13 protein-coding genes are annotated in these 16,561 nt (G+C 60.7%); 7 read left to right on the top strand and 6 right to left on the bottom strand.

The genetic code is table 11. The features are described from left to right. Nucleotides 1-126: 126 nt before the first annotated feature. The 3 genes from CTATCC11996_RS16630 to CTATCC11996_RS16620 all read left to right on the top strand — a co-directional run bounded on the left by CTATCC11996_RS16630 (nt 127) and on the right by CTATCC11996_RS16620 (nt 4,228). The gene (locus CTATCC11996_RS16630) at nt 127-1,506 is read left to right on the top strand and encodes a DUF1329 domain-containing protein (RefSeq protein WP_003078265.1); all 1,380 of its coding nucleotides are present in this window, start codon (nt 127-129) and stop codon (nt 1,504-1,506) included. A gap of 23 nt (nt 1,507-1,529) precedes the next feature. Continuing rightward, complete coding sequence (locus tag CTATCC11996_RS16625; protein ID WP_003078263.1) at nt 1,530-3,053, top strand: DUF1302 domain-containing protein; 1,524 nt, start codon at nt 1,530-1,532, stop codon at nt 3,051-3,053. A gap of 71 nt (nt 3,054-3,124) precedes the next feature. Continuing rightward, a complete protein-coding gene (locus CTATCC11996_RS16620) occupies nt 3,125-4,228 on the top strand; it encodes a dienelactone hydrolase family protein (protein WP_172590533.1) in 1,104 nt (367 codons plus the stop codon). Nucleotides 4,229-4,397: 169 nt separating this feature from the next. Here the strand turns inward: CTATCC11996_RS16620 and CTATCC11996_RS16615 are convergent, their stop codons facing one another. From CTATCC11996_RS16615 to CTATCC11996_RS16605, 3 genes are read right to left on the bottom strand one after another with little or no spacing between them, the layout of a single operon-like run. Continuing rightward, the gene (locus tag CTATCC11996_RS16615) at nt 4,398-4,856 is read right to left on the bottom strand and encodes a nuclear transport factor 2 family protein (RefSeq protein WP_003078260.1); all 459 of its coding nucleotides are present in this window, start codon (nt 4,854-4,856) and stop codon (nt 4,398-4,400) included. Continuing rightward, nucleotides 4,856-7,339, bottom strand: coding sequence for an efflux RND transporter permease subunit (locus CTATCC11996_RS16610; protein WP_003078258.1), 2,484 nt, complete (start codon nt 7,337-7,339; stop codon nt 4,856-4,858). The genes CTATCC11996_RS16615 and CTATCC11996_RS16610 overlap by 1 nt, the downstream gene beginning before the upstream one ends. Further along, a complete protein-coding gene (locus CTATCC11996_RS16605; RefSeq protein WP_034349480.1) occupies nt 7,336-8,343 on the bottom strand; it encodes a WD40/YVTN/BNR-like repeat-containing protein in 1,008 nt (335 codons plus the stop codon). The genes CTATCC11996_RS16610 and CTATCC11996_RS16605 overlap by 4 nt, the downstream gene beginning before the upstream one ends. Before the next feature lie 210 nt (nt 8,344-8,553). Between CTATCC11996_RS16605 and CTATCC11996_RS16600 the strand changes: the two genes are divergently transcribed. The 4 genes from CTATCC11996_RS16600 to CTATCC11996_RS16585 all read left to right on the top strand — a co-directional run bounded on the left by CTATCC11996_RS16600 (nt 8,554) and on the right by CTATCC11996_RS16585 (nt 13,592). Continuing rightward, complete coding sequence (locus tag CTATCC11996_RS16600) at nt 8,554-9,768, top strand: thiolase family protein (protein WP_003078254.1); 1,215 nt, start codon at nt 8,554-8,556, stop codon at nt 9,766-9,768. Between the two features lie 4 nt (nt 9,769-9,772). Continuing rightward, nucleotides 9,773-10,717, top strand: a complete 945-nt coding sequence (locus CTATCC11996_RS16595) for a bifunctional OB-fold nucleic acid binding domain-containing protein/MaoC family dehydratase (protein ID WP_003078252.1) — start codon at nt 9,773-9,775, stop codon at nt 10,715-10,717. A gap of 352 nt (nt 10,718-11,069) precedes the next feature. After that, nucleotides 11,070-11,273, top strand: a complete 204-nt coding sequence (locus CTATCC11996_RS16590) for a hypothetical protein (protein ID WP_003078250.1) — start codon at nt 11,070-11,072, stop codon at nt 11,271-11,273. A gap of 219 nt (nt 11,274-11,492) precedes the next feature. After that, nucleotides 11,493-13,592: a TonB-dependent receptor gene (locus tag CTATCC11996_RS16585; RefSeq protein ID WP_003078248.1), complete on the top strand. Its 2,100-nt coding sequence runs from the start codon at nt 11,493-11,495 to the stop codon at nt 13,590-13,592. Nucleotides 13,593-13,771: 179 nt separating this feature from the next. Here the strand turns inward: CTATCC11996_RS16585 and tesG are convergent, their stop codons facing one another. Genes tesG through tesE form a run of 3 tightly spaced genes read right to left on the bottom strand, consistent with a single transcriptional unit; the run spans nt 13,772 to nt 16,552 of the window. After that, the gene (gene tesG, locus CTATCC11996_RS16580; protein WP_003078246.1) at nt 13,772-14,812 is read right to left on the bottom strand and encodes a 4-hydroxy-2-oxovalerate aldolase TesG; all 1,041 of its coding nucleotides are present in this window, start codon (nt 14,810-14,812) and stop codon (nt 13,772-13,774) included. Nucleotides 14,813-14,827: 15 nt separating this feature from the next. Beyond that, entirely contained in the window at nt 14,828-15,751 is a 924-nt protein-coding gene (gene tesF, locus CTATCC11996_RS16575) for an acetaldehyde dehydrogenase TesF (protein ID WP_003078244.1), read from the bottom strand. A gap of 6 nt (nt 15,752-15,757) precedes the next feature. After that, the gene (gene tesE / locus CTATCC11996_RS16570; protein ID WP_003078242.1) at nt 15,758-16,552 is read right to left on the bottom strand and encodes a 2-hydroxyhexa-2,4-dienoate hydratase TesE; all 795 of its coding nucleotides are present in this window, start codon (nt 16,550-16,552) and stop codon (nt 15,758-15,760) included. Nucleotides 16,553-16,561: the final 9 nt, after the last annotated feature.

Here is a 16,561-nt window from a genome sequence, read left to right as displayed (position 1 = left end):
GTTGAAGAGGCCTGCTGACGCAGTATGCAACTGCCTGCAAACGGCAAAACCAATGGGGCGATGCGAGGCAATGCAACTCGTTTGTAGCACCCGCCAAAAATAAGTTCTAGAACCTAGGAGACAGAGATGAAGTTTGTGACAGCCAAGACTCCACTCGCCGCGGCAGTGGGTTTGATGGTAGCGACGTCGGTATGGGCGAAGGTACCGGCGAACGAGGCAGAGCAGCTGGGCAAGGAATTGACATGCGTGGGTGCCATCAAGGCTGGCAACAAGGACGGCACGATCCCTGAGTTCACCGGCAAGTGGGTAGGCGCCCCCGCAGGTGTATCTCATGTGCAAGCCACCGGCAAGCACCCCGTGGACATTTATGCCGATGAGAAGCCGATTGCGGTGATCACTGCTGAGAACGTTGACAAGTACGGGGACAAGCTCAGCGACGGCCAGAAAGCCATGTTCAAGAAGTACCCCAAGACCATGCAGATTCAGGTCTACAAGGGTCATCGTGACTTCCGCTACACCGATGAAGTCTGTGCGGTTGCCAAGAAGAACGCACTGGAATCGGAGGTAAATCCCGACGGCAACAGCATCAAGGGAAGCCTGGGAGCCATCAACTTCCCGATTCCCAAGACCGGCCTGGAAGTGATCTGGAACAACCTGCTGCCCACACGTGCCTACAACGAGTACATTGTTCGCGATATGGCGAATGTGATGTCTGATGGCTCCATTGCCTGGGGTCGCCAGGAGAACATCAATCTGAGCTTGGACAACCTGCCCTCCAGCCTTGGCAAGCCTGTGGAAGGTGTGATGGCCTATAGCCGCACTCGTGTGCTGGCTCCAGAGCGCGAAAAGGGTGGTGTGACCCACACGGTTGAACCTGTGAACTTTGCCAAGGACAAGCGTCTGGCATGGTCTTACGACCCCGGTACACGCCGCGTGCGCCAGGTGCCCGAGTACGGCTTCGACCAGCCCATGCCTGGCACCGGCGGCAAGCTGACGATTGACTCCGATCGCCTGGCCAATGGCTCGCCGGAGCGCTACAACTGGAAGTTGCTGGGCAAGAGGGAGATGTATATCCCCGCCAACAACTTCAAGATTCACCAGCCCACGGTGAAGTACGCCGACCTGCTCAAGCAGGGGCACGCCAACCCTGACTTCATGCGCTACGAGCTGCGCAGAGTCTGGGTCGTGGAAGGCACGCTCAAGGAAGGCTTCCGCCATGTCTATGGCAAGCGTGTGCTGTTCGTTGACGAGGATACCGGCCAGGCCGTGGCATCCGATATGTATGACACACGTGGCCAGCTGTGGCAGCACGCGTTCATCAACTATTACTACTCGCCCGATATCAAGGCCTGGCACGCAGGAACTTCCTTCTATCACGACCTCAATTCCGGTGGGTACCTGGGCTACAACTTGTTCCAGGAACGTCCTAAGGGACCCATTCTGAACAAGGGTGACCTGACCCCCGCCATGTTCACGCCCGAAGCCGCACGCAACGTGGGCAACTAAGTTTTATCAACGAGCGACTCATCATGAAAAACAATATGAAGAAACTCACTCCCATCGCAGTGGCGGCGCTGCTGTCCCTGGGTATGGGTGCTGTGCACGCGGGGGAGACTGTCGATCTGGGCGATGGTCTGAAGTTCGACTGGCGCCTGAACGTGAGCTATGGCCTGGGTGTTCGTCTGGACAACCCATCTCCGGTGCTGAACACGGACGGCAACAACAACTTCAAGAAGGGTGCGCTGACGGCCAATCGCCTGGGCGCTGTCTGGGAGAGCAAGCTGTCCAAGGGTGACAGCGGTTTTGTGCTCAATGCCAGTACTTTCTACGACGACGTTTACCACCAGCGTAACGACAACAAGGGTCCGATCAGCACGGCCGGTCCCGTGGACGAGTTCAACTCTGCTGCCAAGCGCTATGGCGGCGGATATTCGCGCCTTCTGGATACCTACGCCTACACCAGCTTCAACATGGGAGAGACCCGTGCCACGGTGCGTCTGGGCAAGCAGGTGGTGAACTGGGGCGAGTCCATGTACTTTGCCAATATCGCTGCGGCCCAGGGCCCCAGCGATGCGGCAAAGGCCGCTTCGCCTGGCGCTGAGGTCAAGGAAATCCTTCTGCCGGAAGATCAGATCTCTGCTTCGCTGGAAGTCAGTCCCAAGCTCTCGCTGCTGGGTCACTACCAGTTCGGCTTCCACGAGACGCTGCTGCCTGCTCCCGGCATGTACACCAGCACCAGCAATGCCCTGGGTCCCGGCGCCTCCTGCCTGGGTGTCTACAACGGCGCGACCTGCCGAGGCCTGCGACGCGGCAATGACATCCGTCCCAGCAGCTCGGGCCAGTGGGGCATCGGCGGTCGCTATCGCGTCACCGACGAGACGGAAGTCGGCCTGTACTACCTGAACTACAACGACCGCACTCCCTCGCTGGTCGTGAACATGAACGGCGCGATACCGACTGGCTACCAGGTTCGCTATTTCGACGACATCAAGATGCTGGGAACGACGGTCAGCACGACCTTCGGAAAGTTCTCTGCATTTGGTGAAGCCAGCTATCGCAAGGGTACGCCAGTGCTCAACGGCAATGGTGTGGCGGTGCGTGGCGATGTGGTGCAGGGTAACGTCGGCGGTATCTTCAATATCGGACGCACAGGTATCGCGGACGACATGTCCCTGGCTGCCGAAATTTCCGGCTCTCGCGTGATCAGTGTGGCCGATGGCAGCTCTACCGATAACCTGAGCTTCAAGACCCGCAACTCCCTGGTGGCCGGTGCGACCCTGACGCTGGGCTATCCCGGCATCTTCGAAGGCTGGGATCTGAGCATCCCCATCAGCTATCAGTCGCAACTGCGCGGCCGCTCTCTGGTCGGCACCTTCGGCGGCGGCCAGAGCGACAGCCGGTTGAGCATTGGCGCGACTTTTGTTCGCAAGAGCAATTTCTCGATCAACGTAGCCTACATCAACTACCTGGGCAATCCTTCTGCCGATTCCCTGCGTGCACGTCCGCTGGCCGACCGCGACCAACTGTCTGTTACCGCCAAGTACTCGTTCTGAACCACACCAACGAGCCAACACCACAAAAGCCCGGCTCTCCGGGCTTTTGTGTTTGAAAGGGGCGCAAGCGAATGCAAATACTGACCGGAAAATGGGTGGCCCCTATGGGAGCAGCAGCCCTGAGCCTGATGAGCAGTGCGGCATCAGGACAGCATCTGTTCGATGCTTTGCCTCCTTTGCCCAAGGTGGCGCCCTTGATGGCTCCTACGGAGCTGCATGGTGATACACAGGGCGATATCCGCTTCAAGTCCAGCAGCCCGTATGACCTTGATGTGCTGCTCAGCCAGCCTGCCAAGGCAGAGGCAACCATGGGTATGGGAAAGCTGTACCTGCCCAAGGGGGCCAGCGAAAAAAAGCAGGTGCCGGCCATGGTTGTCCTGCCAGGTGGCGCGGGGGCCATTCCCGGACGCGAGAGCGAAACGGCCCAGATGCTGGCTGACAACGGCATAGCTGCGCTGTTGGTCGATAACTTCAAGCCGCGTGGCATCAGTGAAGACATGCCGTATGCGCTCAAGATCATGGGGACCTCCGAGTTCGATGCCGTGGCCGATGCCTATGCCGCACTCAAGGCCTTGAACAAGCACCCCGCCATCGATGGCTGGCGTATCGGGGTGATGGGATTTTCCAAGGGCGGAATTGCGGCACGCATGAGCCTGGATGCACGCATTCGCGACAAGCTGGCGCCTTTCATCCAGCCCTTTGCCTTGCATGTGGACTTTTACGGGCCTTGCTATGCGCTGCTTCAGTCCCGCAAGACCACGGGTTCGCCCTTGCTCAGCTTCAGAGCAGGGGAGGATGCATCGAATGATCTGGTGGCCTGTGCTCAGCAGGAAAAAATCCTGCGTGAGGCGGGCTCCGAAGTCAGTACCGTGGTCTATGCCAGGGCCGGCCATGATTGGGAGAGCGACAAGCCACGCGAGATGACGAATCGTCCCTACCTGGCCGGCTGCACGATAGAGTTCAACGACAAGGACTTTCCCGTCCTCAATGGCCAGCCGCTGATTCCCGCCGGGGCCCAGTCCGATCGCCAGACGCGTTACAGGATTCGGGTGCAAAGCGGCAAAGCGCTGGGGGACTGCGTCAAGGTCGGCTATATCGCCGGACGCGATGAAACAGCACGCAGTCTGGCCGGCAAGCAGTTGCTGCAGTTTCTCAAGGTAAAGTTCGAGCAGTAGACAGGACTCGGCGGGAAACAGGAAGGCCAGCAAATGCTGGCCTTTTTCAAGTGTCAAATTTGCCTGAAGTTCTTTTTCATGAACCGTAGGCTTCTAGCAATTGAGTCGTGCGGAAACAAAAAAAGCCGCGCAGCATGGCCGCGCGGCTTTATTGATGGCGTGTGGCAGCTCAGGCGGCGGGTTGCAGCACGCTGCGATCGCCAATCTCCAGCAGCATCGTCATGCTGCGCTTCTGGATGCGCCAGCCTTCGGGTAGCCTTACCCATTCGTCTTCATAGAGGCCGATGGCGTCGTAGCGCAGATGACCGCGCTGGCCCAGACCTTGATGCGCGGCGCGCACCTGAATCCTGCTGAGCGGGCGCTGCGGGTCGCTGGCATCGACTTCCAGATTGCCCAGCAGGTGCTGGGTGGGGCCGCAGCCGTCAAGGTGGGTGCTGATCATGCGGCGGACCTTGGCGATCCCTTCGCAGATGTAGCTGCCACCGTAGACCGTGCTGCAGTCGGGTGTGAACACCTGCTGCAGCAAGTCCCAGTTGCGTGTGTCGCAGGCCGTGGCGTAGCGGGTCAGGGTCTGGGCCAGAGCATGTTCAAGAAGAACCTGCTCCAGCGTGCTTGTTGCGGTCTGCATCACACTTTTCCGTTCACGGATGACTGGGGTTCGGGTTTGAGCATGCCGCCTGCGTGGCTGATGCCGCCGGCGCTGCCTGCAGCATGGGCATGTCTGGGTTGCCGCTGCAGGCGCTTGACGCGTGCCCTGGCTTCCGCTGCGCCCACATTCAGCCAGTAGGCCATGGCAGGCAGCAGGAAGATCGCGCCCAGCATGTTCACCAGGAACATGAAGGCCAGCAAGATGCCCATGTCGGCCTGGAACTTCAGTGCCGAGAAAGCCCAGGTGCCCACGCCTATGGACATGGTCAGCGCTGTGAAGATGGCGGCATTGCCACGTTGGCGCATGGCTTCATAGAAGGCCTCGCGCAGCGTGATGTCTCGCTCGCGCAGCTCGTGTTGCATGCTCTCGAACAGGTAGATGCCGTAGTCCACACCCACACCTACGCCCAGGGCCACGACTGGCAGCGTAGGGACCTTCAGGCCAATGCCCAGCATGGCCATCAAGGCATTGCAGAGTATGGAGACGATGGCCAGGGGAACGACGATGCACAGCACGGCGCGCCAGCTGCGGAAGGTCAGCCAGCACAGCAGCGTGATGGCGCCGAAGATGGAGCCCAGCATCTGCACTTCGGCATGTTCCACGGCCTCGTTGGTCGCGACCGCCACGCCGGCGTTGCCGCCAGCCAGCAGGAACTTGACGTTGGGCGTCTTGTCTGCAGCGATGAAACCACGCACTTCATTGACGACATGGGTCAGCGTGGCGCCTTCGTGGTCCTTGAGGAAGACCTGCAGATTGATGACCTTGCAGCCCTCGGTGTTCAGGCCCAGATCGGGAGAAAGTGCCTTGGCACCCGAACGCAATGCGGCTTCGGTGCGCTGCAGAGCTGCCCAGCGGGGGTTGCCCTCGTTGTTGCTGGACGCCGCGATCTTGGCCAGACCGGAGACGCTGGAGACCGATTGCACGCCGTCAACCCGGCGCATGCGCGATTCAAAGCGCTCCACGGCGTTCATCACCTGCCAGTTAAGGCAGCCTTCGTCGAGGTTGGAGGTTTCGACGAAGACGGATAGCACGTCCATGCCTATGGAGTAGCTGCCGATGATGGTGTCGTTGTCACGGTTGTAGCGCGACTCGGCGCGCAACTCGGGAGCGCCCGTGCCCACGTCACCTGTCAGCAGATTGCGCGATTCGTAGGTGCCGGCGGCCAGCAGCAGCAGCGACACCACCAGAGTCAGCATTGCGGGCTTGCCTTCGGACAGTGCCGACAGTTTCCACCAGATGGGGTTACGGCCGTTGGCGGAGGAGGAGGGGGCTTGCATGGCCTTTTTTTCCAGGCGCAAATTGGCCAGCACTGCGGGCAGGAACACCTTGTTGGTGATGATCATCAGCAGCACGCCCATGCAGGCGGTCACGCCCAGCTCGTGCACGATGGGGATGTCGATCAGCATGATGACCATGAAGCCCAGAGCATTGGTCAGCAGCGCCAGAGCGCCAGGAATGGCCAGCTTGCGAATCGCGTTCTCGGCGGCCAGCCTGGAGCTCAGGCCGGCGCGCACATCATGCTTCCAGGCTCCGGTCATCTGCACGGCATGGGATACACCGATGGAGAAGATCAGAAAGGGAACCAGGATCGACATGGGGTCGATGCCGTAGCCGATCAGCGGCAAAATTCCCAGCAGCCAGATCACAGGCAGCAGTGCCACTGCCAGGCCGACCACCGTGATGTTGGTGGACTTGGTGTACAGGCGCAGCATGATGGCCGTGATAACAAAGGCGATGGCAAAAAAGGTCATCACGGTGGTCAGGCCGTCCATCACATCGCCGAGTACCTTGGAAAAACCAATGATGTGGATGGATATGTCCTTGCCTTCGAACTTGCTGCGGATCTCTTCCAGGCGCTGCGCAACCTTGTGATAGTCGAGTTTTTCTCCAGTCTTTGGGTCGACCTCGAGCAGGTCGGCGCGCACCATGGCGGACTTCAGGTCGTTGCTGACCAGAGAGCCGATCTGACCGGACTTGGCCACGTTGGAGCGTACCTGGGCCAGGCCTTGTTCGTTGGCCTCGAAGCGTGAAGGAATCAGCACCTCGCCCACGTAGCCGTCTTCGGTGATCTCGATGTATTTCACGTTCGGTGTGAACAGCGAATACACCTGACCGCGGTTGACGCCTGGGGTGAAGAAGACCTCGTCCGTCACGCCACGCAGTGCTTCGAGGAATTCCTTGTTATAGATATCGCCTTGCCGGCCCTTCCATTCCACGCTCACCAGAATGCGGTTGGCGCCCGAGAAGGTGGCTGCATGCTTGAGAAATGCCGTCATGTACTCATGACGCATGGGGATCAACTTGTTGAAGCCCGGATCCAGGTGCGTACGCATGGCCGAGACAGCCAGTAGTGCCGTGGCAATCAGCGTCAGCACGACGATGGACTTGCTCCACGAGATCAGCCAGCGTGCTGTGGATGCAATAAACCGGTCCAGCCGGCTGGTGGGTTCGCTCAGAGTCATTGTGTCGCTCCTGGGTCAGCCTGAGCGGCTGCCTTGGCTTGTTGTGGTGGGGGAAAGGGTTGCAGGCCTGAGTCGCTGGACATCCAGCCGCTGTCGGGGCCGGTCAGAACGATGTCGGTCAGGGTGGCGCGGCCCTTGGCGCGTTGCAGGCTGAAGCTCTTGCCGCCGTCCTTGCTCAGGCCGAGCATGCTGCCCTGTCCTACCAGGATGATGGTTCCGTCCTTTTCCTGGGCATGGCCAAAGAAGGAGACCGGAGCCTGAATCGTCGACTTCATCCATTGCGCGCCCGGTGCGGTCTGCACAAAGGCGTTGCCGCGCATGCCATAGATCAGCCAGCCGCCGTCGCGCGTGGGCATGGCGTTGTAGAACGAGCCTTTGTAGAACTCGGGCTCGACCTGCCAGCTTTGGCCAGCGTCGTCAGACTTGATGACCAGGCCGCGCTCGCCCACGATCAGCCAGTTCTTGCCATCTTCGGAACTGGCAATGCGGTTCATGTGCTTGTCCTCCACCTCTGAGGGCAGGGGCAATTGATCCCAGGTCTGGCCGTTATCCTTGGAGGTGATGGCGCGGCCAAAGGCGCCGACGCTGATCCAGTCGCCCGAAGGAAGGCGCGCGATCGACATCAGAGGCTCTCCGTTCTCCTTGGAGAAAGCGACTTCCTCCCAGGTGCTTCCGCCGTCCTTGGTGCGCAGAATCCAGCCTTCGTGACCCACGGCGAAGCCGGTTTTCTTGTCGGGAGCAAAAGCCATGCTGACGATGAGCGCCTGACGCTGCTCCTTGAGCTGGGCCTGCTGCCAGTGAGCACCCTTGTCGTCCGAGTACAGGATTTCACCGAGTGCGCCGGCGGTCAGCAGACGATCGCCCACCTGCGTGATGGTGTTGAAGTGACTGCGCTCGATGCCAATGGTGGTGGGGGCCAGGGGGGGCGGTGTGCGGGGTGCAAAGGCGAGCGCTGAGGCAAAGGCCACCAATGCTGCTGCGCCTATACCGACGGCTGTTTTCACGTTGTCTCCTTGTTGATTCGTACACGCTGTGCATGTATTGCAAACACGGGTGCAGGTTCTTGATTTGGAGCTTCTGCAACATCGTCCGAATGGACGTTTGCCCGGAGAATTAGGGGTATGTACGGGGCCGGCTTTTTAGTCTCTACAGACGATGGATTCGGTCTGCTTCATTTACACAATGAATGCACACTTTCTTGGTAAGGGAGACATATGGGTTTGCAAGGAAAAGCGGCGCTGGTTGGCGTCGCGCAGTACAAGCCGCAGAAGTACGCAACGGCGCCGCGCATGTTCCATCTGGAGCAGGTTGCCGACCTGACGCTGCAGGCTCTGGAGGACGCCGGCATGGAGCTGTCAGAAGTGGACGGCCTGATCACCAGCGCCCCGCACTTTCATGAAGCCAGCTGCTTTGTGCCGGCCATGGCTGGCGAGTACCTGGGCGTGCGCCTGAACTTTGCCGAAGTCGTGGACCTGGGGGGGGCCAGTTCCGTGGCCATGGTCTGGCGTGCGGCGGCTGCGATCGAGCTGGGGCTGTGCAATACCGTGGTCTGCGTTCTGCCGTCGCGCATGGCACCGATCTCTGAACATGACGACCACATCAAGGAAGTCATGAAGGCCAGCCGCTTTGGCGGCCACAGCACCCGCTTTGGAGCGCCCGAGGCCGAGATGGACCTGCCCTATGGTCATATGGCGCAGAACACCGGCTATGCCATGATTGCCCAGCGCTATGGCGCGATCCATGGCTACGACGCGGCCGCTCTGGCGCGCATTTGCGTGGACCAGCGTTTCAACGCCTGCCACAACCCCGACGCCATGTTCTACGGTCAGCCCATCACCGTCGATGACGTGCTGAACTCGCGCATGGTGGCCGACCCTCTGCATGTGCTGGAAATCGTGCTGCCGGCTGCGGGCGGCGGCGCCATGATCGTCACCCGTTCCGATCGCGCCAAAACCACCAGACACCGCCCTGTCAGCATCGTCGGCTGCGGCGAGCATGTGAGCAGCAAGTCGCCCACCTATATGGCCGACATGCTCCAGACCCCCATCGGTCCGGCCTCTGCCAAGGCTTTCGAAATGGCGGGCATGCGCCCTTGCGACATGCATATGGCACAGATCTATGACTGCTACACGATTACCGTGATGCTGACACTGGAAGACGCGGGCTTTTGCGAGAAGGGCAAGGGCATGGACTTTCTGCGCAACAACGATTTCACCTTCAAGGGCAACTTCCCCATGAACACCCATGGCGGCCAGCTGAGCTTCGGCCAGTCCGGCACGGCGGGCGGCATGTCCCAGGTGATCGAAGCGGTGCACCAGATTCAGGGACGTGCCGGCGACAGGCAGCTGGGTCGCAACGACCTGGCCTATGTGTCCGGCACCGGTGGCGTGATGAGCGAGCAGGGCGCCTTGATCCTGCGGGGAGCATAAAAACATGGCTTGGAACAAACCTCTGCCTCATCCCACGGAAATTTCTGCGCCGTACTGGGAAGGTCTCAAGGCCCACGAAGTGCGCATCCAGCAATGCGATCGCGGACATTCGCTGTTTTTCCCGCGCACCCATTGCCCCACTTGCGGATCGCGCTCCCTGAAGTGGAGCAAAGTATCGGGCGAGGGCACGCTCTACAGCTTCACCGTGGCGCGCATTCCCACCATGCCCGAGTTCACCGACGAGATGCCCCAGGCCCTGGCCGTGGTCGAACTCCGTGAGGGAGTGCGCATCAACACCACCATGGTCGGCGTGGCTCCCGAGGCGCTCAAGGTGGGCATGGAGGTGCGCCCCGTGTTTGACGAACGCCCCGGCGAGGTCACCCTGCTGCGCTTTACCGCCCATGCGGGCAGCCATCCGGGCGTCATCAAGGCCGACGCAGATGCAGAGGCCGAGGTTGCCGTGGTGGAGCACTCTGCCGCTGTCAAGCGCAAGATCTCCGTCAAGGACATCGAGGCCATGAAGTCTCTGGTGTCCGAGGAATACAGCCCCTGGTCCAACGAGTTCACCGTGAGCCAGGAAGTCATCAACGAGTTCGCCAGGCTCTCGGGCGATGACTACTGGATCCACACTGATCCCGTGCAGGCGCGTGAGAAAAGCCCGTTTGGCACCACCATCGCCCATGGCGCCCTGGTGCAGGTGCTGGCCAGCCAGCTCAGGATTCCGCTGGACTACGAGGTGGTGGACTTCAACAACATGGTCAACTACGGTTCGGACCGCCTGCGCTTCCCGACCCCGGTGCCCTCTGGCTGCAAGATCCGCGCGCGGGCCCGCATCAAGGCGGTGGAGCAGGTCAAGAGCGGCGTGCAGGCGACGATGGAGCTCAACATCCATGTGGTCGGCCAGGACCGTCCTGCAGTCATCAACGACTTGGTGATTCTCTACATGTAATCGTCGCTGCCCGCCCAGTGAAGGCGGGTGTTTCAGTTTCTTCAAGGGTTGGGGCTTTGCGCAGGCAAAGCCCTTTTTTTGTGGCCACACACAGATGGGCTGCTTTCTCTGCTGCCGTGCAGAAAATATCAGCTAAATTGGCTTTATAGCTATGTCTGTAAAGCGATGGCAGCTATCAAATTATGAAGATTGTGCTTGCCAGTAGCCCAAGCTGTGCGATGGCACCAACGGGTTATCGGTCTGGGGTTGCCACCTAAGTAAATACCTGCTCATCAAAACGGACGATGTTGCGTTTTCCGTGCTGGCCATACTGCAAACCACAAAGGCCATAGAGCCTGCACAGGAGACAAGCATGAAAACCTCTTTTCGCTGGATGAATGCACTTCGCGCAGTGTCGCTGGCCGCTGCGGCGCTGGCGCTATACCTGCCCGCCATGAATCTGCCACAGAGTGCCGCGGTGGCTGCGCAGGCGGACTCTGCGCTCAAGCTGCCCGCCGGCATCGTGCTGGCCAGTGCCCAGATTTCCTGGAGCGCGGTTTTTGCATCGGGCTATTGAGTTTGAGTCCGGCAGACCTCGAATCCTGCGGCATCCTGCCTAGCCGACTTTGATCTCTGGGTGATTTCTGTACTGTAAAGTACAGGTAAATGAGACTGATTCTTGATTATGATGCGCACGCTTTTGCACAGCACACAGGTTGTAGCCAATTGATGCCGTAGTCCCTGCTTCGGACGATACCCGCCAAGCCGAATTACAACTCCGTATAACGAGGCATTCATGGCATTGAGGTATTCGCCGCTGGCAGCGGCATTGGGGCTGGCTTTTTCCGGCGCGGCGTGGGCGCAGCAAGCTTCAGAGGTGGTGCTGGACGAAGTACAGGTTCGCAGCGATCGTCAGCCCGATTCCGGCTACAACCCACCCACGGCAACGAGCGCCACCAAGATCGAGGCCCCGTTGCGTGATATTCCTCAAACCGTGAATGTGGTGCCTCAGAGCCTGCTGCGCGATCAGGTCGCGCAATCCATGCAGGATGCTCTCAAGGCCGTGCCCGGCGTGGGATTTTCTCATGGTGACGGTCAGCGCGACCAGGTCACCATTCGCGGCTTCTCTGCGATTGCCGACCAGTTCGTGGACGGCCTGCGCGATGACGCACTGTACTTCCGCGATCTGTCCAATATCGAGCAGATCGAAGTGCTCAAGGGCCCTGCATCGGTGCTGTACGGACGCGGCTCGTCTGGCGGCCTGATCAATCGCATCACCAAGAAGCCCGGCGTCAATCTCAGCGAAGTGGGCTTGACTCTGGGGCGCTGGAACCAGCGCCGCGGTGAGTTCGACCTGGCGCGCGCGCCTCAGGACAGTGTGGTCTCCTATCGCCTGACTGGCGCCGTCGAGCGAGCCGACAGTTACCGCGACCAGCAGTTTCTCGATCGCAAGGCGCTTGCGGCATCGGTGCTGATCAAGCCCAGCTCGGACACCAGCGTGCTGCTGCAGGCCGACTATCTGAAGGACAGCCGCCTGACGGACTTCGGTATCCCCGCGTACCAGGGCCGACCTGTCAATGTGTCGCCCGGCACCTACTACGGCGCGGCCAATGCCAGGGATGTGGATGTCAGCCGTGCCGAGGTCGCATCGCTGGGTGCGACGCTGAATCACCGTATCAGCGATAGCTTGTCGCTGCGCAATGCCTTGCGCTTCTACGATTACTCGCTGGATAGAAACAACACGCTCGTGGGCTCGGTCAACGAAAAGGCCCTGACCGCATCGCTGACCCGGGGCAATGTCCAGCGTGATGAGAGCGGCTTTTTCAACCAGACCGAACTGACCCAGAAGCTTGAGCTGGCGGGGATGAAGCATCAGCTGCTGTACGGCTTCGAATTCGGTCGCCAGAGCAAGGACCTGCTGTCATACAACCAGGCCAATGTGGCGACGGTCTCGCTGTTCAATCCGGTGCTGCCGACTTTGCCGCTGCGCATCAACGGCAAACCTGCGGCCGACAACCACAGCGTCTTCAAGGTGGCCAGCCTGTATCTGCAGGATCTGGTCAGCATCAACTCTCAATGGAAGGCTCTGGCTGGTGTGCGTTACGACCGCTTCCAGCAGGAAACGCATGAGCGCCAGCCAGGCAAGCCGGATCTGGGCCGCACGGACACCGCCTGGAGCCCGCGCGTCGGGCTGGTCTATCAGCCATCATCTGCCTGGTCTTACTATGCTTCTTGGAGCAAGTCCTTCCAGCCGTCGGGCGAAACCTTTGCATTGGCAGCCAACAATGCACAGCTGGCGCCGGAGAAAACTACCAGTCAGGAAGTCGGCGTCAAATGGGATCTGCCGGACGGCAAGGCGTCGGTCACGGCATCGCTTTTCAAGCTCGAGCGCACCAATATCAAGAGCGTCGACCCCACAACCAACACCGTCGTGCCTCTGGGCGTGCAGCGCACCAACGGGCTGGAGCTGACGTTTGCCGGAGAGATTGCACCGAGCTGGCAGGTCTGGGCCGGCTATGCATTCCTCGATGGTGAGATGACCACATCGCCTGCCGTCGACTCCGGCCAGCCGGTGCAGGGCAAACGCCCCACGCTGACGCCCAGGCAAAGCGCCAACTTCTGGGTGACCAAGGCACTGGGCCACGGCTTCGGCCTGGGCGGGGGGCTGAACTATGTCGGCGCCCGGTTTGCCAATCCCGGCAATACCGTGACTTTGCCAGGCTACACCACGGTGGATGCCATGGCCTACTACCGCATGGGCCCCTGGGATGTGCAGCTCAAGCTCAACAATCTGCTGAATCGTCGCTACATCGTGGCCGGTCATGGCAGCGTGCCCAACCTCAATCTGCTGGGCGCACCGCGCTCTGCCCAGGTGGTGGCGCGCTATCGCTTCTAAAAAAGGTGTGCCTTGTGGCACGGGCTGGCTGGCCTGGACCCAGCTGCTGCCAGGGGTGACAGCCTGGATGGATAGAGGCCTGATGCTCAGGTCGATGCCGTAAAAAAAGGGTTCAACGGCCGCCCCAAGCAGCTGCTGAACCCGATCAAAGTGGCAAAGAGAGCCTGAAATCAGACGTATCAGGCCGCCACAGCCTGCTGCTGGCGTTCGCGCACCATGGTCAGTGCCGTGTCCTCGATCATGTCCTCCTGGCCGCCCACCATGCCGCGGCGGCCCAGCTCCAGCAGCAGCTCGCGCGCGGGGATGCCATACTTGGCTTCGGCACGCTTGGCAAACAGCAGGAAGCTGCCGTAGACGCCTGCATAGCCCAGGGTCAGCGCGTCGCGGTCGATGCGGATGGGAAAGTCCATCAGCGGTACGACCAGATCTTCGGCCACGTCCTGGATCTTGAACACGTCCACGCCGGTTTCAATGCCCATGCGCGCACACACGGCGACCAGCACCTCCATGGGTGTGTTGCCGGCACCGGCGCCCAGACCTGCGGCAGCGGCATCAATGCGGTTGGCTCCGACTTCGATGGCGGCCAGCGAGTTGGCGATACCCATGGCCAGGTTGTGGTGGCCGTGAAAGCCCAGTTCGGTCTCGGGACTGAGGGCCTGGCGCACGGCGGCGAGGCGTTCCTTCACGTCATCGGGCAGCATATAGCCGGCTGAGTCGGTGATGTAGATGCAGTTGGCGCCGTAGCTTTCCATAAGCTTGGCTTGCTTGACCAGGCCTTCTGCGCTGTTCATATGGGCCATCATCAAAAAGCCCACGGTGTCCATGCCCATCTTGCGGGCCATGGCGATGTGCTGCTCGGAGACATCGGCCTCGGTGCAATGGGTGGCCACGCGGATGGTGGACACGCCCAGCTCATGGGCCATCTTCAGGTGATCGACGGTGCCGATGCCGGGCAGCAGCAGGGCCGAGACCTTGGCCTGCTTCATCAGGGGGATGACGGTGGACAGGTATTCCTCGTCGGTGTGCGCGGGGAAGCCATAGTTGACCGAGCTGCCGCCCAGGCCGTCGCCGTGGGTCACTTCAATCAGGGGCACGCCGGCGGCGTCCAGTCCCGTGGCCACGGACTTCATCTGCGCGAGCGTCATCTGGTGGCGCTTGGGGTGCATGCCGTCACGCAGCGTCATGTCGTGAACGGTGATTTTCTTGCCTTTGAGGGACATGTGTTTCTCCTATTGTCAGGCGGCAACTGCGGCGTCAGCCAGCTCGAAGCGGCCGGCGAGGATTTCTTCGGCAAACATCTCGGCCGTGCGCGCAGCGGCGGCGGTCATGATGTCCAGATTGCCGGCGTACTTGGGCAGGTAGTCGCCCAGGCCTTCAACCTCCATATAGATGGAGACGCGGTTGCCGTCGATCACGGGGCCGTTTACCAGCTTGTAGCCGGGCACGTATTTCTGCACTTCCTTGATCATGTCCTGCACCGAGGCCTCGATCTCTTCCTTCTTTGGCGCATCTACGGTCAGGCAGTGGATGGTGTCGCGCATGATCAGCGGCGGCTCGGCGGGGTTGATGACGATGATGGCCTTGCCTTTTTGGGCGCCGCCAATTTTCTCGACCGCGCCGGAGGTGGTGCGCGTGAACTCGTCAATGTTCTTGCGCGTGCCGGGGCCGACCGAGCGGCTCGATACCGTGGCCACGATTTCGCCGTAGCTCACGGCCTGCACACGCGAGACGGCCGCCACCATGGGGATGGTGGCCTGGCCGCCGCAGGTGACCATGTTCACGTTCATGGCCTTTTCTGCAACCTTCTCGGCCAGATTCACGCTGGGAACGCAATAGGGGCCGATGGCAGCGGGCGTCAGGTCGATCATCAGCACGCCCAGCTCGTTGAGCTTGCGGCTGTTTTCGGCGTGGACATAGGCGCTGGTGGCGTCAAAGGCAATCTGGATGCCGTCCTCCTTGACAAAGGGCAGCAGGCCGTCCACACCGTCGGCCGTGGTCTTGATACCCATCTCGCGGGCACGCTTCAAACCATCGGATTCGGGGTCGATACCGACCATCCACACAGGCTCCAGCAGGGGGGAGCGCTGCAGTTTCATGAGCAGATCGGTGCCGATATTGCCGGGCCCGATCAGTGCGCACTTGATTTTCTTTTGCGTCATGGTGTCTTACTCCGTGAATTGAATGGAACAGCTGCCCATGCCCTCAATGACCATCTCGAAGCGGTCACCTGCAGCGGCGGGCACCAGGGGGGCGAGGGAGCCAGAAAGAATCACCTCGCCGGCCTTGAAGGGAATGCCAAAAGCGCCAAGCGTGTTGGCCAGCCAGGCCACGGCTTCGGCGGGGTGACCTTGCACGGCACTGCCAAGGCCCGAGCCTGCGGGCTGCCCGTTCTTGTGCATCTGCATGGCGGCGGCGGCCAGATCTAAGGACGCAGGATCGGTGTGCTGCTTGCCGATGACAAAGACGCCGCAGGACGCGTTGTCGGCCACGGTATCCTGGATCTTGATCTTCCAGTCGTTGATGCGCGAATCGACGATCTCGAAGCAGGGCGCTACCCACTCGGTGGCTGCCAGCACGTCTTCCTTGGTGACCCCTGGGCCTTGCAGATCCTTCTTGAGCATGAAGGCGATCTCGCCCTCGGCGCGGGGCTGGATCAGGCCGGATGCCTTGAGCGAGACGGCTGCACCGTCCTCGTATTCCATGCTGTCGGTCAGAAAGCCGAAGTCGGGCTGGTGCACGTTCAGCATGTCCTGCACGGGCTTGGAGGTCACGCCGATCTTCTTGCCGATCACACGTTCGCCCGATGCTTCGCGCAGGCGCAGCATGTGCAGGGAGATGTGATAGGCGTCTTCCACCGTCATTTCGGGGTGGCTGTCGGTCAGCGGTGCCAGTGTTCTGGCGGTGCGCAGCGCGTCATACAGGCGCTGGCCTTGCTGTTCGATGAATTGCTTGTCACTCATATTTGTCGC

The sequence above is a fragment of the Comamonas testosteroni ATCC 11996 genome (assembly GCF_000241525.1).
Taxonomy (GTDB): Bacteria; Pseudomonadota; Gammaproteobacteria; order Burkholderiales; family Burkholderiaceae_C; genus Comamonas; species Comamonas testosteroni.
This window is presented reverse-complemented; position numbering and strand designations above follow the sequence as displayed.

Excerpts from the sequence above, each read along its gene's own strand:
- CTATCC11996_RS16630 (WP_003078265.1), top strand. The coding sequence starts at position 127 with ATGAAGTTTGTGACAGCCAAGACTCCACTCGCCGCGGCAGTGGGTTTG.
- CTATCC11996_RS16625 (WP_003078263.1), top strand. The coding sequence starts at position 1,530 with ATGAAAAACAATATGAAGAAACTCACTCCCATCGCAGTGGCGGCGCTG.
- CTATCC11996_RS16620 (WP_172590533.1), top strand. The coding sequence starts at position 3,125 with ATGCAAATACTGACCGGAAAATGGGTGGCCCCTATGGGAGCAGCAGCC.
- CTATCC11996_RS16615 (WP_003078260.1), bottom strand. The coding sequence starts at position 4,856 with ATGCAGACCGCAACAAGCACGCTGGAGCAGGTTCTTCTTGAACATGCT.
- CTATCC11996_RS16610 (WP_003078258.1), bottom strand. The coding sequence starts at position 7,339 with ATGACTCTGAGCGAACCCACCAGCCGGCTGGACCGGTTTATTGCATCC.
- CTATCC11996_RS16600 (WP_003078254.1), top strand. The coding sequence starts at position 8,554 with ATGGGTTTGCAAGGAAAAGCGGCGCTGGTTGGCGTCGCGCAGTACAAG.
- CTATCC11996_RS16595 (WP_003078252.1), top strand. The coding sequence starts at position 9,773 with ATGGCTTGGAACAAACCTCTGCCTCATCCCACGGAAATTTCTGCGCCG.
- CTATCC11996_RS16590 (WP_003078250.1), top strand. The coding sequence starts at position 11,070 with ATGAAAACCTCTTTTCGCTGGATGAATGCACTTCGCGCAGTGTCGCTG.
- CTATCC11996_RS16585 (WP_003078248.1), top strand. The coding sequence starts at position 11,493 with ATGGCATTGAGGTATTCGCCGCTGGCAGCGGCATTGGGGCTGGCTTTT.
- tesG (WP_003078246.1), bottom strand. The coding sequence starts at position 14,812 with ATGTCCCTCAAAGGCAAGAAAATCACCGTTCACGACATGACGCTGCGT.
- tesF (WP_003078244.1), bottom strand. The coding sequence starts at position 15,751 with ATGACGCAAAAGAAAATCAAGTGCGCACTGATCGGGCCCGGCAATATC.
- tesE (WP_003078242.1), bottom strand. The coding sequence starts at position 16,552 with ATGAGTGACAAGCAATTCATCGAACAGCAAGGCCAGCGCCTGTATGAC.